The organism is Rhodovulum sp. YNF3179 (assembly GCF_050586465.1).
Lineage (GTDB): Bacteria > Pseudomonadota > Alphaproteobacteria > Rhodobacterales > Rhodobacteraceae > CAJXYS01.
This window is the reverse complement of sequence record NZ_JBOCEG010000007.1, coordinates 130380-154570: the sequence shown is the minus strand read 5'-3', so window position 1 is coordinate 154570 and position 24191 is coordinate 130380. Positions and strand designations below refer to the sequence as shown.

Annotated in this window: 25 protein-coding genes; 15 read left to right on the top strand and 10 right to left on the bottom strand. The window is 67.7% G+C overall.

From position 1 onward, the window contains the following. Positions 1–97: 97 nt before the first annotated feature. Genes ACQ5SP_RS13780 through ACQ5SP_RS13770 form a run of 3 tightly spaced genes read left to right on the top strand, consistent with a single transcriptional unit; the run spans position 98 to position 3014 of the window. Positions 98–1318 carry an NAD-dependent epimerase/dehydratase family protein gene (locus ACQ5SP_RS13780; protein WP_430938970.1) on the top strand — a complete coding sequence of 407 codons (1221 nt, stop codon included), beginning with the start codon at positions 98–100 and terminating at the stop codon, positions 1316–1318. After that, entirely contained in the window at positions 1315–2142 is an 828-nt protein-coding gene (locus ACQ5SP_RS13775; protein WP_430938969.1) for a glycosyltransferase, read from the top strand. Before ACQ5SP_RS13780 ends, ACQ5SP_RS13775 begins: the two co-directional genes overlap by 4 nt. Next, the gene (locus ACQ5SP_RS13770; protein ID WP_430938968.1) at positions 2139–3014 is read left to right on the top strand and encodes an NAD-dependent epimerase/dehydratase family protein; all 876 of its coding nucleotides are present in this window, start codon (positions 2139–2141) and stop codon (positions 3012–3014) included. The genes ACQ5SP_RS13775 and ACQ5SP_RS13770 overlap by 4 nt, the downstream gene beginning before the upstream one ends. Here the strand turns inward: ACQ5SP_RS13770 and ACQ5SP_RS13765 are convergent. The 5 genes from ACQ5SP_RS13765 to purC form a co-directional block, all read right to left on the bottom strand. Beyond that, on the bottom strand, positions 3005–4339 hold the full coding sequence (locus ACQ5SP_RS13765; protein WP_430938967.1) for a sigma-54-dependent transcriptional regulator: 1335 nt from the start codon (positions 4337–4339) through the stop codon (positions 3005–3007). The genes ACQ5SP_RS13770 and ACQ5SP_RS13765 overlap by 10 nt on opposite strands. A 15-nt stretch (positions 4340–4354) precedes the next feature. After that, complete coding sequence (locus ACQ5SP_RS13760) at positions 4355–6115, bottom strand: sensor histidine kinase (protein ID WP_430938966.1); 1761 nt, start codon at positions 6113–6115, stop codon at positions 4355–4357. 84 nt (positions 6116–6199) lie between these two features. Beyond that, positions 6200–6871, bottom strand: a complete 672-nt coding sequence (purQ, locus tag ACQ5SP_RS13755; protein WP_430938965.1) for a phosphoribosylformylglycinamidine synthase subunit PurQ — start codon at positions 6869–6871, stop codon at positions 6200–6202. Between the two features lie 133 nt (positions 6872–7004). Beyond that, the gene (gene purS, locus ACQ5SP_RS13750) at positions 7005–7244 is read right to left on the bottom strand and encodes a phosphoribosylformylglycinamidine synthase subunit PurS (protein WP_430938964.1); all 240 of its coding nucleotides are present in this window, start codon (positions 7242–7244) and stop codon (positions 7005–7007) included. Positions 7245–7264: 20 nt separating this feature from the next. Next, positions 7265–8026 carry a phosphoribosylaminoimidazolesuccinocarboxamide synthase gene (gene purC, locus ACQ5SP_RS13745; protein ID WP_430938963.1) on the bottom strand — a complete coding sequence of 254 codons (762 nt, stop codon included), beginning with the start codon at positions 8024–8026 and terminating at the stop codon, positions 7265–7267. Positions 8027–8203: 177 nt separating this feature from the next. On the opposite strand from purC, the gene ACQ5SP_RS13740 reads away from it, so the two are divergent. Further along, entirely contained in the window at positions 8204–8518 is a 315-nt protein-coding gene (locus ACQ5SP_RS13740; protein ID WP_430938962.1) for a DUF1476 domain-containing protein, read from the top strand. A gap of 74 nt (positions 8519–8592) precedes the next feature. Here the strand turns inward: ACQ5SP_RS13740 and ACQ5SP_RS13735 are convergent, their stop codons facing one another. Together ACQ5SP_RS13735 and purB are read right to left on the bottom strand one after the other, a co-directional pair. After that, on the bottom strand, positions 8593–8757 hold the full coding sequence (locus ACQ5SP_RS13735) for a hypothetical protein (RefSeq protein ID WP_430938961.1): 165 nt from the start codon (positions 8755–8757) through the stop codon (positions 8593–8595). 123 nt (positions 8758–8880) lie between these two features. After that, a complete protein-coding gene (purB, locus tag ACQ5SP_RS13730) occupies positions 8881–10188 on the bottom strand; it encodes an adenylosuccinate lyase (RefSeq protein ID WP_430938960.1) in 1308 nt (435 codons plus the stop codon). 143 nt (positions 10189–10331) lie between these two features. Here purB and ACQ5SP_RS13725 point away from each other — a divergent pair, with 143 nt between their 5' ends. The 3 genes from ACQ5SP_RS13725 to ACQ5SP_RS13715 all read left to right on the top strand — a co-directional run bounded on the left by ACQ5SP_RS13725 (position 10332) and on the right by ACQ5SP_RS13715 (position 12713). Then, the gene (locus tag ACQ5SP_RS13725) at positions 10332–10763 is read left to right on the top strand and encodes a DUF6314 family protein (protein ID WP_430938959.1); all 432 of its coding nucleotides are present in this window, start codon (positions 10332–10334) and stop codon (positions 10761–10763) included. A gap of 64 nt (positions 10764–10827) precedes the next feature. Beyond that, entirely contained in the window at positions 10828–11433 is a 606-nt protein-coding gene (locus ACQ5SP_RS13720; protein WP_430938958.1) for a biotin transporter BioY, read from the top strand. A gap of 461 nt (positions 11434–11894) precedes the next feature. Next, entirely contained in the window at positions 11895–12713 is an 819-nt protein-coding gene (locus ACQ5SP_RS13715) for a polysaccharide lyase (protein WP_430938957.1), read from the top strand. Positions 12714–12943: 230 nt separating this feature from the next. Here the strand turns inward: ACQ5SP_RS13715 and ACQ5SP_RS13710 are convergent, their stop codons facing one another. Then, positions 12944–13456 (bottom strand): flavin reductase family protein, encoded by a 513-nt coding sequence (locus ACQ5SP_RS13710; protein WP_430938956.1) that lies wholly within the window; start codon positions 13454–13456, stop codon positions 12944–12946. A 64-nt stretch (positions 13457–13520) separates the two neighbouring features. Next, entirely contained in the window at positions 13521–14864 is a 1344-nt protein-coding gene (locus tag ACQ5SP_RS13705) for an NAD(P)/FAD-dependent oxidoreductase (protein WP_430938955.1), read from the bottom strand. A gap of 130 nt (positions 14865–14994) precedes the next feature. On the opposite strand from ACQ5SP_RS13705, the gene ACQ5SP_RS13700 reads away from it, so the two are divergent. The 8 genes from ACQ5SP_RS13700 to ACQ5SP_RS13665 all read left to right on the top strand — a co-directional run bounded on the left by ACQ5SP_RS13700 (position 14995) and on the right by ACQ5SP_RS13665 (position 22975). Next, positions 14995–16395 (top strand): aminotransferase, encoded by a 1401-nt coding sequence (locus ACQ5SP_RS13700; protein WP_430938954.1) that lies wholly within the window; start codon positions 14995–14997, stop codon positions 16393–16395. Next, positions 16395–17381 (top strand): agmatinase, encoded by a 987-nt coding sequence (gene speB, locus ACQ5SP_RS13695; protein ID WP_430938953.1) that lies wholly within the window; start codon positions 16395–16397, stop codon positions 17379–17381. The genes ACQ5SP_RS13700 and speB overlap by 1 nt, the downstream gene beginning before the upstream one ends. Positions 17382–17469: 88 nt before the next feature. After that, positions 17470–18921 carry an aldehyde dehydrogenase family protein gene (locus tag ACQ5SP_RS13690; protein WP_430938952.1) on the top strand — a complete coding sequence of 484 codons (1452 nt, stop codon included), beginning with the start codon at positions 17470–17472 and terminating at the stop codon, positions 18919–18921. A 99-nt stretch (positions 18922–19020) separates the two neighbouring features. Then, positions 19021–19911, top strand: a complete 891-nt coding sequence (locus ACQ5SP_RS13685; RefSeq protein ID WP_430938951.1) for an ABC transporter permease — start codon at positions 19021–19023, stop codon at positions 19909–19911. Beyond that, positions 19908–20717 carry an ABC transporter permease gene (locus ACQ5SP_RS13680; RefSeq protein WP_430938950.1) on the top strand — a complete coding sequence of 270 codons (810 nt, stop codon included), beginning with the start codon at positions 19908–19910 and terminating at the stop codon, positions 20715–20717. Before ACQ5SP_RS13685 ends, ACQ5SP_RS13680 begins: the two co-directional genes overlap by 4 nt. Then, entirely contained in the window at positions 20714–21802 is a 1089-nt protein-coding gene (locus ACQ5SP_RS13675; protein WP_430938949.1) for an ABC transporter ATP-binding protein, read from the top strand. The genes ACQ5SP_RS13680 and ACQ5SP_RS13675 overlap by 4 nt, the downstream gene beginning before the upstream one ends. Positions 21803–21934: 132 nt before the next feature. Beyond that, complete coding sequence (locus ACQ5SP_RS13670) at positions 21935–22360, top strand: c-type cytochrome (protein ID WP_430938948.1); 426 nt, start codon at positions 21935–21937, stop codon at positions 22358–22360. A gap of 84 nt (positions 22361–22444) precedes the next feature. Then, positions 22445–22975 carry a DUF6647 family protein gene (locus ACQ5SP_RS13665; protein WP_430938947.1) on the top strand — a complete coding sequence of 177 codons (531 nt, stop codon included), beginning with the start codon at positions 22445–22447 and terminating at the stop codon, positions 22973–22975. A 45-nt stretch (positions 22976–23020) separates the two neighbouring features. Here the strand turns inward: ACQ5SP_RS13665 and ACQ5SP_RS13660 are convergent, their stop codons facing one another. Further along, positions 23021–24070, bottom strand: coding sequence for an ABC transporter substrate-binding protein (locus tag ACQ5SP_RS13660; protein ID WP_430938946.1), 1050 nt, complete (start codon positions 24068–24070; stop codon positions 23021–23023). Between the last annotated feature and the right edge of the window lie 121 nt (positions 24071–24191).

The window sequence follows — 24191 nt, the reverse complement described above, 5'->3', positions numbered from 1 at the left end:
TTCTTTCACTATACTTCGGGACGCGATAGCGTTTAGCCCGTCGCTGGGAACACGGCCGGCGCGACGACCGCCGGACCACAGGAGCAGGAGGCACATCATGCGTATAGCGGTTCTGGGCGGAGACGGGTTCGTCGGATGGCCGACGGTGCTGCATCTGTCGGACCTCGGCCACGAGGTGCATATCCTCGACAATCTCTCGCGCCGCTGGATCGACACCGAGTTGGGCGTGCAGTCGCTGACGCCGATGGACTCGATCCAGGAACGCTGCCGCATCTGGAAAGAGGTGACGGGCCGGGCGCTGCAGTTCCACCTGCTGGATCTGGCCCGCGAATACGAACGCCTCCGCGGCTGGCTGGCCGAGTATCGGCCCGACGCGATCATCCATTTCGCCGAACAGCGCGCCGCGCCCTATTCGATGAAGTCCGACCGTCACAAGGTCTACACGGTCAACAACAACACCAACGCCACCCATAACCTGCTGGCCGCGATGGTGGAGACCGGGATCGACGCGCATCTGGTCCACCTGGGCACCATGGGCGTCTACGGCTATTCGAGCGTCGGCGCCGCCATCCCCGAGGGCTATCTCGACGTCGAGATCGAGAACCTCGCGGGCGAGAAGAAGGACCTCGAAATCCTCTACCCGACGCGGCCGGGGTCGGTCTATCACATGACCAAGTCGCTCGATCAGATCCTGTTCCAGTTCTACGCCCAGAATGACGGGCTGCGGATCACCGACCTGCACCAGGGCATCGTCTGGGGGACGCATACCGACCAGACGCGCCGGCACGAACAGCTCATCAACCGGTTCGACTATGACGGCGACTACGGCACGGTGCTCAACCGGTTCCTGATCCAGGCCGCGATCGACTACCCGCTGACCGTCCACGGCTCGGGCGGGCAGACGCGGGCCTTCATCCATATCCAGGACTCGGTGCGCTGCATCGAGCTGGCGCTGGCCGACGCGCCCGCGGCGGGCGAGCGGGTCAAGATCTTCAACCAGATGACCGAGACGCACCGCGTCCGCGACCTGGCCGAGATGGTCGCCGGCATCACCGGCGCGCGGGTGGCCTACCTGCCCAACCCGCGGAAAGAAGCCGACGAGAACGATCTCGTCGTGAAGAACGACCAGTTCCTGGCGCTCGGGCTCAACCCCACCACGCTGCAGGAGGGGCTGCTCGGGGAAGTGGTCGACGTGGCGCGGAAATACGCCCACCGCATCGACCGCTCGCGGGTGCCGGCGGTCTCGGCCTGGACCAAGGACATCGCCCGCCGGGTGGAACGCGATCCCGAGGGCAAGGCGCTGAAATCGGTATCATGAGCGGCCTGCGGCCCGCGGCACCCGCCGCATCCGACCGGGCCTATGTCACGCTGGTCACCAATGCCGATTTCGCGCTGGGCGCGCGGGCGCTGCTGCGCTCGCTCAGGCTGTCGGGGACCGCGGCCGATCTCGTGGTGCTGCACACGGGCGGTGTGCCGGCGGCCGCGCTCACGCCCCTGGCCGGGCAGGGCGCCCGGCTGGTGGAGATCGACCTGCTGCCGACCTCGGCCGCGTTCAACGCCGCCCATGCGCGCGACGCGCTGCACGGGGCGGCGCCCTTCACCAAGGGCGAGAAGCCGGCCTTCCACACCCCGCTCGACAATTTTGCGAAGCTTCGGCTCTGGCAGCTGGACTACGACCGGGCGGTGTTCCTCGACGCCGATACGCTGGTGCTGCGCAATATCGACACGCTCTTCGACTATCCCGAGTTCTGCGCCGCGCCGAACGTCTACGAGAGCCTCGCGGATTTCCACCGGATGAATTCCGGCGTCTTCACCGCGCGGCCCGATCCGGCCACCTTCGAGGCCATGCTGGCCCGGCTCGACGTGCCCGGGGCGTTCTGGCGGCGGACCGACCAGACCTTCCTGCAGGCGTATTTTCCCGACTGGCACGGCCTGCCGGTGACCCTCAACACGCTGCAATATGTCTGGTTCAACCTGCCCGACCTCTGGGACTGGCCGTCGATCCGGGTGTTGCATTTCCAGTACGAAAAGCCCTGGCAGGATCACGACAAGCTGCCCCGGCTGAAGCCGCTGGTCGATCTCTGGCGGGCCTATGCCGGCGACGGGCCGGTGCCGGATCCGGCCACGCTGCCCAACCCATGAAGGTCGCGGTCACAGGGGGCACCGGGCTGGTCGGGCGCTTCATCGTCGAAGCGCTGCTCGCCGCCGGCGACGAGGTGACCGTTCTGGGCCGGCACGCGCCGGCGCGCGGGGCCTTCGGCGCCGAGGTGGCGTTCCGGCCCTTCGACCTGGCCGCGCCGCATCTCCGGCTGGACGGCGCCACGGCGCTGGTCCATGCCGGGTTCGCCCATGTCCCCGGCCGCTACCGGGGCGGCGAGGGCAACGACCCGGCAGGGTTCCTCGCCCGCAATCTCGAGGGCACGCGGCAGCTCTTCGCACAGGCGGCCGCGCAGGGGGTGGGGCGCATCCTGTTCCTGTCTTCCCGCGCCGTCTACGGGCCGCACCCGGCCGGGACCGTCCTTACCGAAACGATGGCGCCCGCGCCGGACACGCTTTACGGCCGGGTGAAGCGCGACGCAGAGGTCGCGCTGGCGGCGCTGGAGGTGCCGGGTGCCAGCCTGCGCGCCACCGGCGTCTATGGCCCCGCCGGGCCTGGGCAGGCGCAGAAATGGCGCGCGCTGTTCCGCGACTTCGCCGCCGGGGCCCGGATCGCGCCCCGCGCCGGGACGGAACTGCACGGCGGCGATCTCGCGGCGGCGGTGCGGCTGCTGCTTACCCTGCCGGAGGCCGCGCTCGCGCCCCGGGTCTTCAACGTCTCGGATATCCTGCTCGACCGGCGCGAGCTGCTGGCGGAATGGTCGGCGGCCAGCGGGCAGGCGGGACCGCTGCCCGGGCCGGCCGATCACGGGGCGGTCAATGTCATGGCGACCGAGCGGCTGCGCGCGCTCGGCTGGCGGCCGCGGGGGCGGGCGGGGCTGCGCGCCGCGCTTGGCGAGATCGCGGCTCAGAGATAGTCGGAGCGGCTGAGCCCGTATTTCGCCATCTTCTCGTTCAGCGTTCGGCGCGGCAGCGACAATTCCTCCATCACCGAGGCGATGGAGCCCTTGTGCCGGCGCATGGTGTTGTCGATCAGCATGCGTTCGAAGGCCTCGACATATTCCTTCAGCGGCTTGCCCTCGGTGGTGATGGCCTGTCCCATTTCCTCGGACTCGTCGAGCAGCAGGCTGACGATGGACCCGCCGCCGCGCCGGCTTTGCAGGACCGCGCGCTCGGCGGTGTTGATGAGCTGGCGAACATTGCCGGGCCAGGGCGCCTGCAGAAGTTGCGCGGCCTCCTTGGCCGAGACCTGCGGCGCCTCGCAGCCGTATTCCTCCGAGAACTGCTCGGCGAAGCGGTTGAAGAGCGTCAGGATATCCTCGCCGCGCTGGCGCAGCGGCGGCACCACGATCTGCATTGCCGCGAGGCGGTAGAAGAGGTCCGGCCGCATCGAGTCCTCGCAGGTCTTGTCCGGCTCCTGCTGGTTGCAGATCGCGATGATCCGCAGCTCCGGCACGTCGCCCTGCTGCTCGTTGATGAAGGTCAGAAGGCGCGCCTGCAAGGTTGTCGGCAGCGCCTCGATGTCCTCGAGGCAGAGCGTCCCGCCGCGTGCCTCCTCGACGGCCGGCAGCGTCGTGCCCTCGGGCGGCGGCCCGAACAGCTTCGCGGCGAGGTCGTCCTCGCCATAGGCGGCGCAGCTGAGCGTGAGGAAGGTCTTGCCCGCCCGCGGCCCGCAGGCATGCAGCGCATGGGCCACGAGGCTCTTGCCGGTGCCGGTCTCGCCGTCGATCAGCACATGCCCGTCGGCCTGGGCCAGATCGAGGATGTCCTCGCGCAGCCGTTCCATCACCGGCGAAGTGCCGATCAGCTTGCGGATCAGCACCGTGCCGTCGCTGAGTTCGCGGCGCAGGGTCCGGTTGTCGAGCGTCAGGCGGCGCGCCTGTGCCGCACGCTTGGCAAGGTCGGTCATCCGTTCGGGATTGAAGGGCTTTTCCATGAAGTCATAGGCGCCGATCCGCATGGCCTCCACCGCCATGGGCACGTCGCCATGGCCGGTGATCATGATGACGGGCAGGGCGCTGTCCATGCTCATCAGCCGCTTCAGAAGCGTCATGCCGTCCATGCCGGGCATCTTGATGTCGCAGACCACGAGACCCGGGTAGTCCGCGCCGATGACCTTCAGCGCCTCCTCGGCGGAGGCAAAGGTCTCGGTGTCGTAACCGGACAGGGCCAGCCACTGGCTGATCGACTGGCGCATGTCCTGCTCATCGTCGATGATGGCGATCTTCATGGTTTCAGGCATGGTGTTCCCTTGCGGTCATTCCGCGGCGCGCGTGCTGCGATCGTCGCGGTGGAGCGGCAGCTGAACCTGGAAAACGGCGCCACGCGCGGATCCGTTTCGCGCCGTGAGCCGCCCGCCGAGATTCTTGATGATGCCGGTCGAGATGGCGAGCCCCAGCCCGACCCCGTCGCCCGGTGCCTTCGTGGTGTAGAAAGGCTCGAACAGGGAGTCGAGATCCTCGATCCCCTTGCCGTTGTCGCGGATGGTCAGCGTCGCCGTCTCGCCGAGGCTGAGCAGGATGTCCAGCTCGCGGTCGGGCTGGTCCTTCATCGCGTCGAGCGCGTTGCGCAGCAAGTTGATGATGACCTGCTCCAGCCGGATCCGGTCGGCCGTGACGATCACCGGTTCCTTGGGCAGCGAGCAGGTGATCTCCACCTCCATCTTGTTGAGCTGGGGCTCCATCATCTGCAGCGCGGATTCGACCGACTTGCGCAGGTCGATCGGCGCGAAATCCTCGTTGCCCTTGCGCGCGTAGGATTTCAGTTGCCGGGTGATCGCGCCCATCCGCTCGATCAGGTCGTCGATGCGCTGGAAACTGGACAGCGCCTCGTCGGGCTTGCGCCGCTGCAGCAGAAGCCGCGCCCCGGCGAGATAGGTCTTCATCGCGGCCAAGGGCTGGTTCAGTTCGTGGCTGACCGCGGCCGACATCTCGCCGAGTGCTGCCAGCTTCGAGCTTTGCGCGATGGTCTGCTCGGCGACCTCGAGGTTGCGCTGCACCTTTTCTCGTTCGGCGATCTCGCGCTGCAACCGCTTGTTCAGCCGCCGAAGTTCCATCGATTCCCGCTGGAACAGAACCGACTGGTACCGCGCGCGCCGCGACAGGATGTAGAAGACGAGCGAGAGCAGGATCGCGAAGCCCATGATCTCCAGCGCGAGCACCCCGTTCACCCGTTCCCGCACCGAGGCATAGGTGGTGAAGGATGTCAGCCGCCAGCCCTGGAACGGGATGCGCCCGTCGAGCCGCAGCAGGGCCTGGCCCTTCAGATACGCGTCGGGGGCGGTCTGGCTCCAGTCCGCGGTGGCCTGGATCGCGCGTTCGATCGCGCTCGGGGCGGGGCGCTCGGCCAGCGCCTCGTCGATCGGCTTGCCGCGCCATTGCGGCTCGGTCGCCAGGATGATCCTGCCCTCCGAATTGGTGACGATCACCGCCTCGGACGTGCCGATCCAGCTTTGTTCCAGCTTGGCGAGATCCACCTCGACCACGATCACGCCGATGCCGCGCTTCTCGCTGGTCACCCGGCGCGAATAGGTGAATTCGTAGGCGCCGGTTTCCAGCTCGGTCGTGGTGAAGACCGTGTCGTTGGTGCGCAGGGCCTGCACGAAATAGGCGTCGTTGCGATGCTGGGTGCCGAGGTTCTGGCGGTCGGTCGCGGCCACGGTCCGGCCATCCCCGTCCAGCAGCATCATCGAGGCCGCGCCGATCTCCTTCTGGTAGGAGATCAGCCGCTGCGAGGTCGCCGCGTAGTCGCCGGAGTTAAGGGCCGCGATCATCACCGGGTCACGCGACAGCAGGAGCGGCACGACCGAATTGCGCTGCAACTCGCTGACGATGGCCCCGGAATAGAGCGCGAGGCGCAGTTCGGCGCGGTTGCGGGTCGATTCCGTGAAGCGTTCGGTCAAAAAGTAGTTGGACGTCCAGACCACCGCGACGCCGAGCGCGATGAAGACGATCAGGACGATGCGCAGCAGCATCGGCGATCGCTTTTCGGGCAGCTCGGTGTCCGGGGTGTCCGTCATGCGCGAAGTCTATGCCGCGCGCGCGGAGCGCTCAAGCTGGCACGCCCGCGTTACGCGAAACGCCGCCTATGTTGGCGGCGCGTCTCAGGCCGTGGCCAGCGCATCGGCCAGCGACCGGAAGAGCCCGGCCCCGTCGGTGCCGCCGAGCGCCGGGTCGGCACGCCGTTCGGGATGGGGCATCATGCCCAGCACGCGGCGGTTCTCGCTCAGTACGCCGGCGATGTCGGCGGTGGAGCCGTTCGGGTTGTCGCGATAGCTGAAGGCGACGCGATCCTCGGCGCGCAGGCGTGCCACCAGCTCGGGCGGGGCGACATAATTGCCGTCGTGATGGGCCACGGGCACCCGGATCACCTGGCCCCTGGCATAGGCGGAGGTGAAGGGGCTGTCGGCCGTTTCCACTTGCAGATCAATGTCCTTGCAGACGAACTTGATGCCCGCGTTGCGCATCAGGACGCCGGGCAGCAACCCGGTTTCCGTCAGCACCTGGAAGCCGTTGCAGATGCCCAGCACCATCCCGCCGCGCCGCGCGAAATCGACCACCGCCTGGCAGATCGGCGAGCGGGCCGCGATCGCGCCGCAGCGCAGGTAATCGCCGAAGGAGAACCCGCCGGGGATGCCGATGATGTCGAGTCCCTGCGGCAGCGCGGTTTCCTTGTGCCAGACCATCTGCGCCCGGGTGCCGGAGGCCTGTTCGAAGGCCACGGCCAGGTCGCGGTCGCAGTTGGAGCCGGGAAAGACGATGACGGCGGACTTCATGGGCGCCTCCTATCGGGTGAAACCTGTGATGACGGCGGTGCCGGGCGCCGCCGGGCCGGCGAAGGCCCTGGGTTCGTCGGTCGCGTCGGCGCGGGCCACGTGCCAGCCTGTCAGCCGCGCTGCGCGCATCGGATCAGATCACCTCGACCGAGTAGTTCTCGATCACCGTGTTGGCGAGCAGCTTCTCGCACATCTCGGTCACGCGCGCCTCGGCGGCGGCGGGGTCGGTGTCGGCCAGGTCGAGCTCGATCAGCTTGCCCTGGCGCACCCCCTCGACGTCGTCGAAGCCAAGCGCGCCGAGCGCGTGGCGGATCGCCTCGCCCTGGGGATCCAGGACGCCGGTCTTGAGTGTGACGGTCACGCGCGCCTTCATGGTCAGTCCCCCGGTCTGTCTCAGTGCACCAGTTTCGGTCCGGTCGTGCCGCCGCCGGATTTCGGCATCACGCCGAGTCGCCGGGCCACCTCGGTATAGGCGTCGGCCAGGTCGCCCAGGTCGCGGCGGAACACGTCCTTGTCCAGCTTGCGGCCGGTGGCGATGTCCCACAGCCGGCAGCTGTCCGGGCTGATCTCGTCGGCCACGATCAGCCGCTGGAAATCGTTGTCCCAGACCCGGCCGATCTCGATCTTGAAGTCCACGAGCCGGATGCCCACGCCGAGCATCACGCCCGAGAGGAAATCGTTCACCCGCAGCGCCAGCGCGACCATGTCGTCGAGATCCTGCTGCACGGCCCAGCCGAAGGCGATGATGTGCTCCTCGGTGACCAGCGGATCGCCGAGACTGTCGTCCTTGTAGTAGAACTCGATGATCGGGCGGGGCAGCTGGGTGCCTTCCTCGATCCCGAGCCGCTTGGACAGCGACCCGGCGGCGACGTTGCGCACGACCACCTCGAGCGGGATGATCTCGACCGAGCGGACGAGTTGCTCGCGCATGTTCAGCCGGCGGATGAAATGGGTCGGGACACCGATCTGGTTGAGCCCGGACATGAAGAATTCCGACAGCCGGTTGTTCAGCACGCCCTTGCCTTCGATCACGTCCTTCTTCTCGGCGTTGAAGGCGGTCGCGTCGTCCTTGAAATACTGGACGACCGTGCCCGGCTCCGGGCCTTCGTAGAGGATCTTCGCCTTGCCTTCGTAGATCAGTTTGCGGCGTGCCATCGGGGCTCCAATTGCAATGGGCCGGGAATCGTGTGCCCGGCCGCCTGATGATGCCGCGCTATAGGCCAAAGCCGGGGGCAGGGCAAGGAGTCGCGCCGCGCGGTGTCCGCAGGCCCTTGCGGTGCAGCGCCGCCCCCGGCATATCTAGAGAGACCGATTTTCAGCGCGGAGACTGCGATGACCACCTTCGACGATCGCGAACACGCCTTCGAGGCGAAGTTCGCCCATGACGAGGAAATGCAATTCCGGGCCGTGGCCCGGCGCAACAAGCTTCTGGGGCTCTGGGCCGCGGAACTTATGGGCAAGACCGGCGACGACGCGGAGGCCTATGCCAAGGAGGTGGTCAAGGCCGATTTCGAGGAAGCCGGCCACGAGGATGTCGTGCGCAAGGTCGCGGGCGACCTGGGCGCGCTGGCCACTCAGGACGAGATCCGCGGCAAGATGGACGCCCTGCTGGCCATCGCCAAGGAACAGCTGCTCAAGGAAGCCTGAGCGCAACCGCGCCTGTCAGACATGCAAGGGGCCGCCCCCGGGGGCGGCCCCTTGTCGTTCCGGGTCGTTGCGCGTCAGCTGGTGGTCAGGTCCACGCAGGCGCCCTTGTCCGAGTCCCAGGCCTGGCCTTCGCCGCACTGGCTTGCGGTGTTGGACTTGTGGCCCCAGCTGCATTCCGCCATGGCCACCGCCGGCGAAAGGGTCAGGGCTGCCGCAACGATCAGGGTCTTGATCTGCATTTCGGATGCCTCCTGTTGAAACATCCGTAAAGATAGCACGATCTCGCGAATTTCAAAATTGCGCGCCGCGCGCCCGGTCCCGGCCGGGGGCGGACGGCGGATTCCCGCCGATGGGCGGGCGGGTCAGCTTTCGCCGAAGACCCGCGCGAAGATCGTGTCGACATGCTTGGTGTGGTAGCCGAGATCGAATTTTTCCTCGATCTCCGGCTCCGAGAGCACGGCCGTGACCTCGGGATCGCCCTTCAGCTCGGTCATGAAGTCCTTGCCCTCTTCCCAGACCTTCATCGCGTTGCGCTGGACGAGGCGATAGGCGTCCTCGCGGCTGACGCCCTTCTGGGTCAGCGCCAGCAGCACGCGCTGGGAATGGACCAGGCCGCGGAACTTGTTCATGTTGTCGAGCATGTGCCGGGGATACACCACCAGCTTGTCGATCACCCCGGTCAGCCGGTGCAGCGCGAAGTCGAGCGTCACCGTCGCGTCGGGGCCGATATTGCGCTCCACCGAGCTGTGCGAGATGTCCCGCTCGTGCCAGAGCGCGACGTTCTCCATCGCGGGCACCACCGCCATGCGCACCAGCCGGGCGAGGCCGGTCAGGTTCTCGGTCAGCACCGGGTTGCGCTTGTGCGGCATGGCCGAGCTGCCCTTCTGCCCCTTGGAGAAGAACTCCTCCGCCTCCAGCACCTCGGTGCGCTGCATGTGGCGGATCTCGATGGCGACGTTCTCGATCGAGGAGGCCACGACACCGAGCGCCGCGAAGAAGGCCGCGTGGCGGTCGCGGGGGATCACCTGGGTCGAGATCGGTTCGGGCGTCAGGCCGAGCTGCGCGCAGACATGCTCTTCCACGGCGGGGTCGATATTGGCGAAGGTGCCCACCGCCCCCGAGATCGCACCGGTCGCGATTTCCGCACGCGCGGCCGCGAGCCGGCGGCGGTTGCGATCCATCTCGGCGTAGAACCGCGCGAAGGTCAGGCCCATGGTGGTGGGCTCGGCATGGATGCCGTGGCTGCGCCCGATCCGCACCGTTTCCTTGTGCTCGAAGGCGCGGCGCTTCAGCGCGTCGAGCAGCGCGTCCATGTCGGCCAGCAGGATGTCGGCCGCGCGCACCAGCTGGATGTTGAAACAGGTGTCCAGAACGTCCGAGCTGGTCATGCCCTGGTGGACGAAGCGCGCCTCGTCGGCGCCGACGATCTCGGCCAGGTGGGTCAGGAAGGCGATGACGTCATGCTTGGTGACGGCCTCGATCTCGTCGATGCGGGCCACGTCGAACTCCACGTTCTGCGCCGTCCAGACCGCGGCGGCGTTCTCGCGCGGGATCACGCCCAGCTCGGCCATCGCGTCGCAGGCATGGGCCTCGATCTCGAACCAGATGCGGAACTTGGTCTCGGGGGACCAGATGGCGACCATCTCGGGGCGGGAATAGCGGGGGATCATGCAGCGCGCCTTTTTGTCCGTTGAGAGCGTGGTGCGCGTCTCATAGACTCGGGCCGGACAAGGAACAAGGCCAAGGAGAGTCACATGTGTACGAGTTGCGGCCACTCTGTCTCCCGCCGCATCCCCGGGGCAGGGCGATGCCCATGACCGCGTCCCGCCTTACGCTGGACAGCTTCGCGGGGGCATGGTCGCTCGACCGCGAGATCGCGGACCTGCACCAGGGCAGCGGCGGCACGCTGACCGGCCGGGCCGTCTTCACGCCGGAGGCGGACGGGCTCGCCTATGTCGAGGAGGGGCGGCTCCGGATGACCGGCCAGCCCGAACTGGTCGCGACGCGGCGGTATCTCTGGCGGGACGCGGGGCCGGGCACCATCGCCGTCCTGTTCGAGGATGGCCGCCCGTTCCACCACATCGCGCTCGACCGGCTGATGCCCGACGACAACCATATCTGCGGCGCGGATTTCTACCACGTCACCTATGACTTCACCCACTGGCCGCGCTGGTCCGCGGCCTGGCGGGTGCAGGGACCGCGCAAGGACTACCGCATGGTCTCGCGTTACGCGCCGGCCGATTGAGGCTTGCACGAGGCTGCCGGGCGTTGCAAAACCGTCGGGACGACAAAACGAGGGAGAGGATCCTATGGCGATCGCACGGACGGACAGGGTGCTGAGCGAGACCTTCTGGCAGGCCGAGGGCAGCGCGCTCTGGGCCAAGCGCGCGGTGCTGGTGGTGCTTGGCATCGCGGCGCTGGCGGTGGCGGCGAAGATCAAGGTGCCGATGTGGCCCTCGCCGGTGCCGGTGACGCTGGGCACCTTCGCGGTGCTGACGATCGGTGCGGCCTACGGTCCGCGGCTCGGCCTGACGACGATCCTCGGCTACATGATCATCGGGGCGGCCGGCTTCGACGTCTTCGCCAGCTCCGGCGCCGGCGCGGCGGGGATCGAGTACATGCTGGGCGGCACCGGCGGCTACCTGCTGGGCTACGTGCTGGCCACGCTCGCGCTGGGCTATGCCGCGCGGGCCGGCTGGGACCGCAACGTCTGGAAGATGGGCGCGGCGATGCTGGGCGGCAACGCGCTGATCTACGTGCCCGGCATCCTGTGGCTCGCGCATCTCTACAGCTGGGAAAAGCCGATCCTGGAATGGGGGCTCTATCCCTTCCTGGTGGGTGACGCGATGAAACTGGCGCTGGCGGCGCTGATCCTGCCCGCCGCCTGGACCCTGGTCGGCCGCGCCCGCGGCTGATCCACCGACTCGGAACACGCGAAAGGGCGCGGCCTGTGGCTGCGCCCTTTGTTTTTAAATGACTGCGAGGGTGCGGCGTTTGTACATGCGATTGCGGCCTTGAACGCCATGCAGAACTCGAAGCCCGAACCTGTACCGATGCAGTGTCCCGGCTCGCGGGGGTTCTGTGGATGCCGCGACCGGGCGTATCGAGTACCTGCCCCTATCGCGTGCCGCAGATGGGCCTGGTCGAGGATCTCTGCACTGTGGGCGATATCGTCACCGCTGTTTGTCGCCGGGCCACCATTTCGGTGTGCATGAGGCCCGTTGGGGGGCGCTTCCCATTCTCAAGCAAGGCATAGCGGCGCAGCTTGACCCGAATGGCGCCAAAGCTTGACAGGCATTCTGTCGGAAAGACCGTCAGCGGGTCCTGAAGCGGTGGGCTGCCCACATTTTTTGACATCTGCCAATTCGCGTTTGCTATGCTTCCGGCAACAGGGAGTTCAGTAATGGTATATTTCGTCCGTGGTATCCTTGTTTCGGTGGGCCTCGCAATATGCGCGGCTGACGCAGCAGCGCAGTCACCGCCCCCGGATGACGCGGGGACTTATGGCCGTTTCGCGGATCATCCGCGTTCCGCGCGCACCCCGCATGGTTTCAAGACCATATCGGGCCCGCCAGCGCTGATCCGCGAGGGCAGGAGGGCCATGATGTTCGACGTTCGCCCGGGTGATTGCGGGCGGGAGGATTGCCGGGAGGATAGAGAGCGTGTCGAGCGGCAGGATCGACGCGGCACACGTCCTGGCAATTCGCACTGGTATGCGTGGTCTGTAAGACTTGCAGGCGACTTTCCCTATATTCGTCCGACCAATACGACGCTCGGGCAGTTCAAGCAGGAGCCCCAGGGCTGCGAGGTGGCGGGCGTGGGAATCGAAAACAACCGGCTTTTCTTTTATAATAAGCTGTGCACGGCTTCGGGCGAGACGGTCTACATGATAGATCAGCCGTTCATGGCGCTTCCAGCAGCTCGCGGTCGGTGGGTGGATTTCCTGGTGCATTCCAACTGGAGCAGCGGCGCCGACGGCTTTCTTGATTTCTACGTGAACGGTCGGAGGGTAGCGTCGCACCGGGGCCGGGTAAGCTATAACATGCGCGACCGTGTCGACTTCCGGTTCGGCGTTTATCGCTCTTTCGTCTCGCGCTACATGTCCGCGACCGGTGGCCCGGTCCCGCGGCAGGTCGCAATTTACGACAATGTGCGGCGCGGCCCGACGCGGGCCAGTGTAGAACTCGCGCGATAGGGGCTCGCACTTCGAGAATGTGGGTGCCAGCTCCGAGCGGAAAGTCTCGGATTATCGGTATCTTTCGCCTGTCCCAATGGGTGCAACCGGTCAAGGACGGCATGTTTGCCGAGCGCCCGTCGCGCAACAGGTCTTGTTCTTCAACGCTGTCGCATACGAAACGGATGAGCCGATGGCTGCGCCCTTTCTCGTTTGCGATCAAGTGTATACCGCGCGGCCTTCGTGCGGCCTCAGCCCTCGTGCGGTTCGGGCTTCAGATAGGCGCGGTTGCCATAGAGCAGCGGGCGGCCCTCGCCGATATGCACGCCCGCCACCTCGCCGATGAAGAGGTGATGCGTGCCCACCCGTTCGCCCGAGACGAGCCGGCAGTCGAAGGCCACCAGCGGGTCGGCCAGCCGCGGCGCGCCGCTGTGCATGGCGACGAAGGGCGCCACGTTGAACTTGTCGCCGCCGGGCGCGGGCACGCGGCGGGCGAAGACGTCCGATATCGCGGCCTGGTCCTCGCGCAGCACGTTGATGCAGAAGCAGCCGTTCCCGAGGATCGCCGCGGCGGTCTCGCTCTGGTGATGGACGCAGACCAGCATGGTCGGCGCCGTGCCCTCGGCCGAGACCGAGGTCATCGCCGACACCGTCACGCCGTAGCGCCCGGCCGGGCCGTCGGTCGTCACGACGCTGACGGTCGCGGCGGCGCGGCTCATGCCGGCGAGGAAATCCTCGCGAAGCGCGTTTGCAGGCATGGTCATCGGCGGTCTCTCCTCTGTGCGGGCCTTGTGCCCTGTCCCGGACATAGGCGCAAGCGCGCCGAGGTCACGCGGAAACCGGCCCGTCCGCGAGACGGTAGCGCAGATAGGCCGCGCCCAGCCCCGCCCGGCGCAGCGGCGCCAGCGGAAAGCGCGCCGGCGGCCGCGCCAGCAGGGCGGGGATCGCCGCCTCGGCGCCCATGGCGCAGCGCGCCACGCGGCGCCCGGCCTCGCTGCCCGCGGCCACGCCATTGCCATGATAGCCAAGCGCCGCGAACAGCCCGGGCCGGCCCGGCAGCGCCGCGATACTGGGCGTCAGCCGCCAGGTCAGCGCGATCAGGCCCGACCAGAAATACGGGGTCTCGACATGCGCCCAGGCCGGGAACAGGGCCTCGAGATGGCGTCGCGCCATGCGCCGGATCGCCGCCTGCGCGCCGGTCCGCGCCGAAAGCCCGCCCCGCATGCCGAAGAGGAACCGGCCATCCGGCAGCAACCGGAAGTAATGAAGCAGCGTGCGGCTGTCGAACGCGATCAGCGGGCTCTGCCAGCCCGCCGCGCTGCGCTCGGCCGTGGTCAGGGGGCGGGTCACGAGGATCGAGGAGAAGGCCGGCAGGACCCGCCCGGCCAGCGCCGGGGGGATATCCTCGGCGGTGTAGCCATTGGTCGCCAGGATCACCCGGTCGGCCGTCAGGCTGCCCTGCGGTGTCTCGAGCCGCCAGCGGTTTCCCGCGGGGCGGATCGCGGTCACCGGGCTCTGCCCGTGGAGCTTCACGCCCGTCGCGATCGCCGCCCCGGCCAGCCCGAGCACGTATTTCAGCGGATGCAGGCCGAAGCCGCAGCCGATCCGGATCCCGCCATGAAAGACCGAGGGGCCGAGCCCCCGCTCCGCCAGGGATTCGGGCGCGAGGCGCTCGGTCTCGAGCCCGAGCACGTCCGAGAGCAGCGCGGCCTCGCGGTCCAGTTCCGCCATCGCGGCGGGGCGGTGGGCGAGGGCGATCTCGCCGGTCGGCTGGCGGTCGGCGTCGATCCGGTATCGGTCGAGATTGTCGGCGACGCGGTCGATCCCGGCCATGCGGAAGGCGTGGAATGCGCGCAGAACCTCGGCGCCGTGGCGCGCCAGGATGGTCGCGTCGTCGATCTTGGCGCCGCCAAGGCAGGCGAAGCCGCCGTTCCGGCCCGACGCGCCCCAGCCGGGCTGGCCGGCGTCGAGCACGGTGGCGGCCGTGCCGAAGCGTTCGGCCAGTTCCAGCGCCGCGTTGAGCCCGGTGACCCCCGCGCCGATGATCGCCACCTCGGTCTCGGCCGCGCCGGACAGCGGCGCATGGTCCGGGATCGCCGCCACGCTCGCGCGCCACCAGCTGTCGGGCCAGCGCGCGGTGTCGTAGGCAGGGGCTTCGTAGAGGCGTTTCACGCGTGTCTCCAGGGCAGGCAGGCGCAGCCTAGGCGGGCAATGGCTGGCCGGCAAGAAACCACTGGCCACGCCGGATCGCTGCGTTAAGCTGGCCGCGACCGCCCCGCCGGGGCCTCGCAAAGGAGCCTGCATGTCACCCGATACCGCCCGCCCGAACGATGCCGCGAAAGACCTCTGGGAGATGGACCGCGCCCATGCGCTGCATCCCTGGACCCATTTCGACAGCTTCCGCGAGGAGGGCGCGCTGGTCATCATTCGCGGGGAGGGCTGCCGCCTCTGGGATGCCAATGGCGGCGCGTATCTCGATGCCGTGGGCGGGCTCTGGTGCACCAATATCGGGCTCGGACGGCGCGAGATGGCCGAGGCCATCGGCGCCCAGGCCGAGCGGCTCGCCTTTTCCAACACCTTCACCGACATGACGAACGATCCCTCCGCGCGGCTGGCGGCACGGCTTGCCGAACTGGCGCCGGGCGACCTGAACCATGTCCATTTCACCACCGGCGGCTCGACCGCGATCGACAGCGCCTATCGCATGGTCCAGTTCTACCAGAGCTGCATGGGCCGGCCGGAAAAGACCCACGTGATCGCGCGGGATCATTCCTATCACGGCTCTACCTACGCGGCGATGTCGATCGGCAAGCGCCCCGGCGACCACGTGCCGGAGTTCCGCTACAAGACCGACGACATCCATCACCTTTCGGTCCCGAACCCCTACCGTGCGCCGGACGGCATGGATGCCGCCGCCTTCTGCGACTGGCTCGTGGCCGAGTTCGAGGCAAAGATCGCCGAGATCGGCCCGGAACGCGTCGGCGCCTTCTTCGCCGAGCCGATCCAGGCCTCGGGCGGGGTGATCGTGCCGCCCGAGGGATATCTCCGGCGCATGTGGGAGGTCTGCCGCCACCATGACATCCTGTTCGTCGCCGACGAGGTGGTCACGGCCTGGGGCCGGATCGGCCACTGGTTCGCCAGCCGCGACGCCTTCGGCGTGCAGCCCGACATCATCTGCACCGCCAAGGGGCTGTCCTCGGGCTACGTGCCGATCGGCGCGATGATCTATTCCGACCGCATCCAGCAGGCGATGGAGGGCGACCGCTGGTACACGAGCGGCTTTACCTATTCCGGCCACCCGGTCGCCTGCGCCGCGGCGCTGAAGAATATCGAGATCATGGAACGCGAGAACCTCGTTGCCCATGCTTCTGAAATCGGGGACTATTTCATGGAGCGGCTATCGGGGCTGGAGACGCTGCCGCTGGTTGGCGAGGTCCGGGGCGCCAAGCTGATGGTCTGCGTCGAGAATGTTGCCGACAAGGCGACGAAACGCCTTCTGCCCGACGAGATCGATATCGGCCGGCGGATCGCGGACAGCTGCGAGGCGATGGGGCTCCTGGTGCGGCCGATGGGACATCTCAACGTGATGTCGCCACCGCTCGTCATCACCCGGGACGAGGTGGATTTCGTGGCCGAGACGCTCGGGCGAGCCATCCGGCAGGTTGCCGACGACCTCGTGCGCGACGGCGTGGAGATCGGGTGATGAGCCTGTCCGACGCCAAGACCCAGGTCGATACCGCGCTGACCCGCAAGGGCTATCGCGGCGCGGCGATGGAAAACACCTTCGGCGGCGCGACGAGTTTCCTTCGGCGCCGCTATTCCAAGGATCTCGACGGCGTGGATCTCGCCATAACCGGCGTGCCCTTCGACCAGGCGGTGACGAACCGCCCCGGCACCCGGCTCGGGCCGCGCGCGATCCGCGAGGCCTCGGCGCTGCAGGCCTTCGATCCGCCCTATGGCTGGGACGTCGATCCCATGGAGGACATCGCGATCGCCGATTACGGCGACATGGCCTTCGACTATGCCGACGTGCCGGGCTTCCCGGCGGCGCTGACCGCGCATATCCGCGGCATCCTGGACGCCGGCGCGGCCACGGTGACGCTGGGGGGAGATCACTCTATTTCCTACCCGATCCTAGAGGCTTACGCCGAAAAGTTCGGGCCGCTGGCGCTGTTGCAGTTCGACGCGCATTCGGACACCTGGGCCGATGACGACATGGCGCGTATCGACCATGGCACGATGTTCTACAAGGCGGTGAAAACCGGCGTGATCGACCCTGGACGCTCGGTGCAGGTCGGCATCCGCACGACCAATCCCGACACGATGGGGATCAACATCGTCGACGCGCGCGAGGTGCACGAAACCGGACCGGCCCGGACAGCGAAGAAAATCAAGGAGTTGCTGGGCGACGCTCCGGTCTATCTCAGCTTCGATATCGACGCGCTGGACCCGGCCTACGCGCCCGGGACCGGCACACCGGTCTGGGGCGGGCTGACCAGCGCGCAGGCGGCGATCCTCCTGCGTGACATCGCCGGCATCAACATGGTGGGCGGCGACGTGGTCGAGGTCTCGCCGCCCTTCGACACAACGGGCGCGACCGCGATCGCCGGGGCCCATGTGGCGGTCGAGCTGACCTGCCTCTGGGCCTATAATGCGCGGGCGCGGGGCACGATCCGCGGCCCGGCTTGACAGTCACGGGCCGATCTGGTCCGGGACGGGTCGACAAGAACGGGCCGTTCCGGCCGTGCCGCAGTTTTCTTCCGGGAGTTCGGGAACGATGCAGAACCTTATCGACAAGCTTGGAAAATTCTACATTGACGGGGCCTGGGTCGATCCCGTTGCCGGTGACAGCTTCCCGGTGCTCAACCCCGCGACGGAGGAACGGGTCGGCGACGTGGCCATGGGCGACGCCCGCGACGTGGACCGCGCCGTGGCCGCCGCGCGGGCGGCCTTCGAGAGCTTCGGCCGCACGCCCAAGGCCGAACGGATCGCCCTGATCGAACGGATCCGGGCCATCTCGCGGCGGCGCCTGCCCGAGATGGCCGCGGCGATCACCCTGGACGTCGGTGCGCCGGCGACCTTCAGCCATGACGTGCAGGCCGACTCGGCCGTCGGCCACGCCGAGGGCATCCTGCGCGCGCTGGAGGCGCAGGAGGAGCGCGAGGCGCTCTACAACGGTGATATTCTCGTGCGCGAGCCGATCGGGGTCTGCGGCCTGATCACCCCCTGGAACTGGCCCATCAACCAGGTCGCGCTGAAGGTGCTGCCGGCGATCGCGGCGGGCTGCAGCTGCGTGCTGAAGGGCTCTGAATACACGCCGCTCTCGACGATCATCTATGCCGAGATCATGGAAGAGGCGGGCGTGCCCGCGGGCGTCTTCAACTTCGTCCAGGGCGACGGGCCGACGGCGGGTGCGGCGCTCTCGCGGCATCCGGACGTGCAGATGATGTCCTTCACCGGCTCCACCCGCGGCGGGCGCGCCGTGACCAAGGACAGCGCCGACACGATCAAGCGCGTCACGCTGGAACTGGGCGGCAAGTCCCCGAACCTCGTCTTCGCGGATTGCGGCGGCATGCTGGACCGGCTGGTCGTCAACGCGGTGGCCGAGTGTAACCTGAACACGGGCCAGTCCTGCGACGCGCCGACCCGGATGCTGGTCGAGCGCAGCGTCTACCCCGATGTCTGCGAGATCGCGCGGCGCGCGGCCGAGGAGACCCGGCTCGACGACCCGACCAAGGAAGGCGATCACCTCGGCCCGCTGTTCAGCCAGCTGCAATACGACCGGGTGCAGGCCATGATCGAGACCGGCATCGCCGAGGGGGCGACGCTGCTGGCCGGCGGGCCGGGCAAGCCCGAGGGCCGGAATGCCGGCTACTGGGTGAAGCCCACCGTTTTCGCGGACGTGACCCCCGGGATGACCATCTACCGCGAGGAGATCTTCGGCCCGGTGCTGTCGATCAGCCCCTTCGAGACGGAAGAGGAGGCCATCGCCATGGCCAACGACACGGAATACGGGCTGGCCGCCTATATCCAGACCGGCGACCGCGACCGGGCGGAACGGGTCGCGGCGCGGCTCCGGGCCGGGGCAGTGCATGTGAACGGCGCGGCCGTCGAATACGGCACGCCCTTCGGCGGCTACAAGCAGTCCGGGAACGGCCGCGAGGGCGGGCTCATGGGGCTCGAGGACTACCAGGAGGTCAAGTCCCTCCATATCGGGCCGTTCGGCTGAGCGCCCGTGCATTCAGGTTCTTGAGCGTGGCGCGGATATCGCTACTCTCGACCGGACGGGCCGCGCCGGGGCGGAACCCGTCCAAGGGCAGGGGATAGCATGGCGACACTGGCGGCGCGCCTGAGGCGCTGGAGACGGTCGGAAGGGGCGCAGGGACTCCTGCTTGTCAGCCCGACCCTGCTCTATGCGCTGCTTCTGCTGGCCGCGCCGCTTGCCACCATCGTCGCCTTCAGCTTCTGGAGCCAGGACTACCTGACCATCGATCGCAGCTTCACGCTGGAGAATTACCGAGAGGCCTGGACCGAGCCGCTTTTCCGCGAACTGATGCTGCGCTCGCTGGCGATCTCGGGCGCGGTGACCATGGTCACGGTGATCCTGGCCTTTCCCATCGCCTATTTCGTGTCCTTCCACGTCGCCCCCGAGCGCAAGGCGCTCTGGATCTTCCTGATCACCATCCCGTTCTGGACGAGCTACCTGATCCGCGTGTTCCTGTGGAAGGTGATCCTCGGCTATAACGGCGTGCTGAACTCGGGGCTTCTGGGGCTCGGCATCATCGACGAGCCGCTGACCTTCATCCTTTACAATGCCAACGCGGTGGTGATCACGCTGGCCCATGCCTGGGCGCCCTTCGCGATCCTGCCGATCTTCGTGGCGCTCGAGAAGATCGACCGATCCCTGCTCGAGGCCAGCCGCGACCTTGGCGAGACAACGGTCACGACCTTCCTGCGGGTGACCCTGCCGCTGGCCATGCCGGGCGTGGTCGCCGCGGTGCTGATCGTCTTCATCCCGACCATCGGCGATTACGTCACGCCGCGTCTCGTCGGCGGCCCCAACGGCCTGATGATCGCCAACATGATCCAGGTCCAGTTCATGAAACTGAACAACGCGCCGCTGGGTGCGACGCTGGCGCTGTCGGCGATGCTGATCGTGGGGGCGATCTCGATCCTCTTCCTCTGGCTCAACCGCCGTTTCCTGAAGGTGCGCCAATGAAACGGTCGGGCTGGCTCGGGATCTATGCGGTCGCCTACCTGGTGTTCCTCTACGCGCCGGTGGTGCTGCTGCCGCTCTTCGCGTTCAACGACGCGACGATCATCGCCTTCCCGCTCTCGGGGTTCACGACGGAATGGTTCGCGCAGCTCGCCACCATCGAGGCGCTGCACGACTCGGTGATCAACAGCCTCTATATCGCGGTCTCGACGGCGATCCTGGCGACCTGTTTCGGCGTCTTCGCCGCGCGCGCGTCCTCGCGCTACGACTTCCCGGCCAAGCGCGGGATCATGGGCTTCATCATGATCCCGCTGGTGCTGCCCGAGATCATCATCGCGGTCGCGCTGCTGGTGGTGCTGCTGCAACTGGGCATCGCGCTGTCGGCCTGGACGGTGATCCTGGGCCACGTGCTGCTTTGCACGCCGTTTTCCATCGCGATCCTGAACTCGGCCTTCCTGGCGATGGACCGGTCGCTGGAGGAAGCCGCCTACGACCTGGGCGAGACGCGGTGGTCGGCCTTCCGGCTGATCACGCTGCCGCTGGTGATGCCGGGGATCGTCTCGTCGCTGCTGATCTCCTTCACGATTTCGCTCGACGAGTTCATCATCGCCTTCTTCCTTACCGGCAACGAGCCGACGCTGCCGGTCTATCTCTGGTCGCAGCTGCGCTTTCCGCAGAAGATCCCGGTGGTGATGGCGCTCGGCACGATCCTGCTGGCCGCCTCGCTGATCCTGCTGACCACGGCCGAATATTTCCGGCGCCGCGGCGTGGCCCGCACCGGCGCCAAGGACACCGGAGGATTCCTGTGAGCGCACCGCTGATCGAGTTGGAAACCGTCGAGAAGGACTATGGCGAGGTGCTGGCGCTCGCCGGGGTCTCGGCCGATATCGCGGCCGGCGAGTTCTTTTCGCTGCTCGGGCCTTCGGGCTGCGGCAAGACCACGCTGCTGCGCACCATCGCCGGTTTCGAGGATCCGACCGGCGGCCGGGTCCGGATCGACGGGCGCGACATGGAGGGCGTGCCGGCAAACCGCCGTCCGACCAACATGGTGTTCCAGTCCTACGCGATCTTCCCGCATCTCAGCGTGGGCCAGAACGTGGGTTTCGGCCTGCGGCGCAAGGGGCTGACCAAGACCGAGATGGCCCGTCAGGTGGGCGAGGCGCTGGAGATGGTCGGCCTCGGCGGTTACGAGGCGCGGGCGAGCCACGCGCTCTCGGGCGGGCAGCGCCAGCGGGTGGCGCTGGCGCGCGCGCTCATCATGAAGCCCAAGGTGCTGCTTCTCGACGAGCCGCTCTCGGCGCTGGACAAGAAACTGCGCGAGCAGATGCAGGTGGAGCTGCGCAAGCTGCAGCGGCAGGTGGGCATCACCTTCATCCTCGTCACCCATGACCAAGAAGAGGCGCTGATCATGTCCGACCGGATCGCGGTGATGTTCGACGGGCAGATCGCCCAGCTCGACAGCCCGCAGGCCCTTTACCGGCGGCCGGTCTCGCGGCGCGTGGCGGAATTCATCGGGGTGATGAACTTCATCGAGGCCGAGGTCACGGCCGAAACCGGCGACCGCCTGACCGTCGACGTCGCCGGGCTCGGCGCGGTGGACCTCTCCGCTGAGCAATGCCCCGGCGGGGGCGGCGGGCGCGGCGCGGCCGTGGGAATCCGCCCGGAGACCATGACGCTTCTGATCGACGGCGAGACGCGGTCCGGCCGGATCACCGAGGGCAGCGTCGAGGAAGTCGTCTATTACGGCGACATGACCTATTACGACATCCGCCTCGACGGGGTGCCGGCGCCGGTCACCATCTCGATGCGGAACCTGCCGGGGCGCGCCGTGCTGGAGCGCGGCGCGCGGGCGCGCGTGGCCTGGGATGCCAGCGCCATGGTGCTGTTCCGCTAGGGTCGGCCCGGCCCCCTGCGATCCTGTCCGAAAGTTCATGCGTCCTATGAAGAAGGGCGCTGATATGATATAATATGTTCATATTTGTATCATGCGTGCCAGTTTTCAGGACAATGGATAGAGGGAACTGTCATGATGACAAGGAAAGTGACGCGCACGCTCTTCGCATCGGCATTCGCGGTCGCAGCGGCAGCCGGCGCGGCCAGCGCCCAGGGCAACGACTACGGCGAGAGCCTGTTCATGAACAATTGTGCCGTGTGCCACGGCGCGACCGGGGCCGGCGACGGCCCGGTGGCCGACTTCTTCGCACAACGGCCCGGCGACCTGAGCGTGCTGTCCGAGGACAATGACGGCGTCTTTCCTTTCAGCGAGGTCTACCAGTCGATCGACGGCCGGCGCGAGGTCGGCGGGCACGGCACCTCCGAGATGCCGGTCTGGGGGGATCTCTTCATGACCGACGCCCTGCCGAAGACGGTCCATCCCGGCGTCAGCGCCGACGCGATCGTCCAGGGCCGCATCCTGGCGCTGGTCTACTACATCCAGTCGATGCAGCAGTAACGGTTCCGGGCCGGGGCGGCGCCGGAGGCGCGTCCGCCCCCGCGCGGGGCGGAAGACCGTCGCGCCGGGCCCGGCCTTTCCCGCATGCCGCGCATCGCATCAATCCCGGCTGCCCTGGTCTGCGGGGTGGCCGCGCTGGTCTGCGCCGCCCCGGAGGCGGGGGCGGACGCGGCCGACGACTGCATGCCGCCGCCGCCCGGGCTGGTCCAGGATCTCTATGACTGGATCGGCGCGAACAGCGATTACGAGGTTGCCGCCGCCAAGGCCGATCCGCCCGAAATCATCTTCTGCATCGAGGGCGAAGAGGTGCCTTACGGCGCGAAGACCACGATGATCTCGCCGCGCGAGATGGGCATCTTCGACTTCGAGGAACGCCGGATCTACCTGGTGGCGCCATGGCGCGTCGAGGTGCCCCGCGACGTCGGCGTGCTGCTGCACGAGCTGGTGCACGACGTTCAGTTCCTGAACCGCGACTGGCCCTGTCCCGGGGCCACCGAGATCGAGGCCTACAAGCTCTACGAGGACTGGCTCGCCGAGCAGGGCGTCGAGATCGAGCTGAACTGGCTGATGATCTACATGTGGTCGCGCTGTCCGCGCGACATCCATCCCGACTGAGGGCGGGGCCGGGGCCGCCGGGCAGGGCGGCCCCGGGGCGCCGGATCAGAAACCGGCCTTGATGCGCTCGAATTCCTCGAGCATGCGGTTGCGCAGTTCCTGGTCCATCGGGACCTGCGGCAGGAGCGGCGCGTCCACCGGGCCGAGCCCGACCTCGACCAGCGTCTCCTGCGGGATCTCGGCCATCGCGGCGGCGTTGCCGTGGCCGTAGCCCCACTCGTTGACGATGTAGTCGGCCGAGCCCTGCGCGAGCCAGGCGTTGATGAAGTCATGCGCCTTGTCTTCCGACCCGGGGCCGTCCTTGAGGTTCACATAGCCGCAGAACCAGGTCGATGACCCTTCCTCGGCCTCGCGTTCGAAGGCGATCGGATGGCCCTCGGCCTCGAGCACGGTGGGCGTCTCGTTCCAGGCCCAGGAAATCAGCACCTCGCCCGAGGACATGAGCTGGCCCAGCTCCGCGCCGTCCTGCCAGTAGGCGCGCACGTTCGGATGCGCCGCGCGCAGCCAGGCGGCGGCGGCGTCGAACTCGGCGTCGGTGACGCTGGTCCAGTCGCTGACGCCGGTGGCCAGCAGCGCCAGCGCCCAGATATCGTCGGTGTTGTCGGGCAGCGAGATGCGCCCGGCATATTTCGGATCGGTGAAGACCTGCAGAGTCTGCACCTCGTCCGCGCCGACTTCCTCGGTGTTGTAGGCGATGGCGGTCGCCCCCCAGTCGGCGGGGATGAAGTAGACGTCGCCGTCATCGACGAAGATCTCGGAGTCCATGAAGCGGTCGTCGAGATCCTCCGCGGCGTCGATCCGGCCCATGTCCCAGGGCTCGATCAGGTCGGCGTCGCGGTATTTCTCGACCATCTGGCTGCAGGGATGGCCGACATCCGCGCGGAAGCCGGAGACCAGTTTCTGGAACGCCTCGTCGTCATCGCCGAAGAAGGCGAAGCTCGGCGGCTCGCCATGCTGCGCGATGTAGCCCTGGTAGAAGCCTTCCTCCTCGTAGCCGGACCAGTCGAAGACCAGCAGCTCGTCGTCCGCCGCGGCTGCGGGCAGGGCCCAGGCCAGCACCGTCGCCAGCGCCGTGACGCTTTTCAGTGTTTTCATGTTCGCCTCCGCTTGTTGCGCACCCGCCCCGTCGGCGGGGTCCGCACCGACGCTAGAATAGGCCCGCGGGCAAGCCAAGGGTTTCTTGGGCGGGCGGCCGCACGACGGGGGATCATGCCTC

Bases quoted from the DNA above. Each gene is read 5' to 3' on its own strand.
- ACQ5SP_RS13765 (WP_430938967.1), bottom strand. From the start codon at position 4,339: ATGCCTGAAACCATGAAGATCGCCATCATCGACGATGAGCAGGACATG.
- ACQ5SP_RS13660 (WP_430938946.1), bottom strand. From the start codon at position 24,070: ATGAAAACACTGAAAAGCGTCACGGCGCTGGCGACGGTGCTGGCCTGG.
- ACQ5SP_RS13715 (WP_430938957.1), top strand. From the start codon at position 11,895: ATGCTTCCGGCAACAGGGAGTTCAGTAATGGTATATTTCGTCCGTGGT.
- ACQ5SP_RS13770 (WP_430938968.1), top strand. From the start codon at position 2,139: ATGAAGGTCGCGGTCACAGGGGGCACCGGGCTGGTCGGGCGCTTCATC.
- ACQ5SP_RS13775 (WP_430938969.1), top strand. From the start codon at position 1,315: ATGAGCGGCCTGCGGCCCGCGGCACCCGCCGCATCCGACCGGGCCTAT.
- purC (WP_430938963.1), bottom strand. From the start codon at position 8,026: ATGGCACGCCGCAAACTGATCTACGAAGGCAAGGCGAAGATCCTCTAC.
- ACQ5SP_RS13720 (WP_430938958.1), top strand. From the start codon at position 10,828: ATGGCGATCGCACGGACGGACAGGGTGCTGAGCGAGACCTTCTGGCAG.
- ACQ5SP_RS13700 (WP_430938954.1), top strand. From the start codon at position 14,995: ATGTCACCCGATACCGCCCGCCCGAACGATGCCGCGAAAGACCTCTGG.
- ACQ5SP_RS13685 (WP_430938951.1), top strand. From the start codon at position 19,021: ATGGCGACACTGGCGGCGCGCCTGAGGCGCTGGAGACGGTCGGAAGGG.
- speB (WP_430938953.1), top strand. From the start codon at position 16,395: ATGAGCCTGTCCGACGCCAAGACCCAGGTCGATACCGCGCTGACCCGC.
- ACQ5SP_RS13670 (WP_430938948.1), top strand. From the start codon at position 21,935: ATGATGACAAGGAAAGTGACGCGCACGCTCTTCGCATCGGCATTCGCG.
- ACQ5SP_RS13680 (WP_430938950.1), top strand. From the start codon at position 19,908: ATGAAACGGTCGGGCTGGCTCGGGATCTATGCGGTCGCCTACCTGGTG.
- ACQ5SP_RS13665 (WP_430938947.1), top strand. From the start codon at position 22,445: ATGCCGCGCATCGCATCAATCCCGGCTGCCCTGGTCTGCGGGGTGGCC.
- purQ (WP_430938965.1), bottom strand. From the start codon at position 6,871: ATGAAGTCCGCCGTCATCGTCTTTCCCGGCTCCAACTGCGACCGCGAC.
- ACQ5SP_RS13780 (WP_430938970.1), top strand. From the start codon at position 98: ATGCGTATAGCGGTTCTGGGCGGAGACGGGTTCGTCGGATGGCCGACG.
- purB (WP_430938960.1), bottom strand. From the start codon at position 10,188: ATGATCCCCCGCTATTCCCGCCCCGAGATGGTCGCCATCTGGTCCCCC.
- ACQ5SP_RS13690 (WP_430938952.1), top strand. From the start codon at position 17,470: ATGCAGAACCTTATCGACAAGCTTGGAAAATTCTACATTGACGGGGCC.
- ACQ5SP_RS13710 (WP_430938956.1), bottom strand. From the start codon at position 13,456: ATGACCATGCCTGCAAACGCGCTTCGCGAGGATTTCCTCGCCGGCATG.
- ACQ5SP_RS13740 (WP_430938962.1), top strand. From the start codon at position 8,204: ATGACCACCTTCGACGATCGCGAACACGCCTTCGAGGCGAAGTTCGCC.
- ACQ5SP_RS13735 (WP_430938961.1), bottom strand. From the start codon at position 8,757: ATGCAGATCAAGACCCTGATCGTTGCGGCAGCCCTGACCCTTTCGCCG.
- ACQ5SP_RS13725 (WP_430938959.1), top strand. From the start codon at position 10,332: ATGACCGCGTCCCGCCTTACGCTGGACAGCTTCGCGGGGGCATGGTCG.
- ACQ5SP_RS13760 (WP_430938966.1), bottom strand. From the start codon at position 6,115: ATGACGGACACCCCGGACACCGAGCTGCCCGAAAAGCGATCGCCGATG.
- purS (WP_430938964.1), bottom strand. From the start codon at position 7,244: ATGAAGGCGCGCGTGACCGTCACACTCAAGACCGGCGTCCTGGATCCC.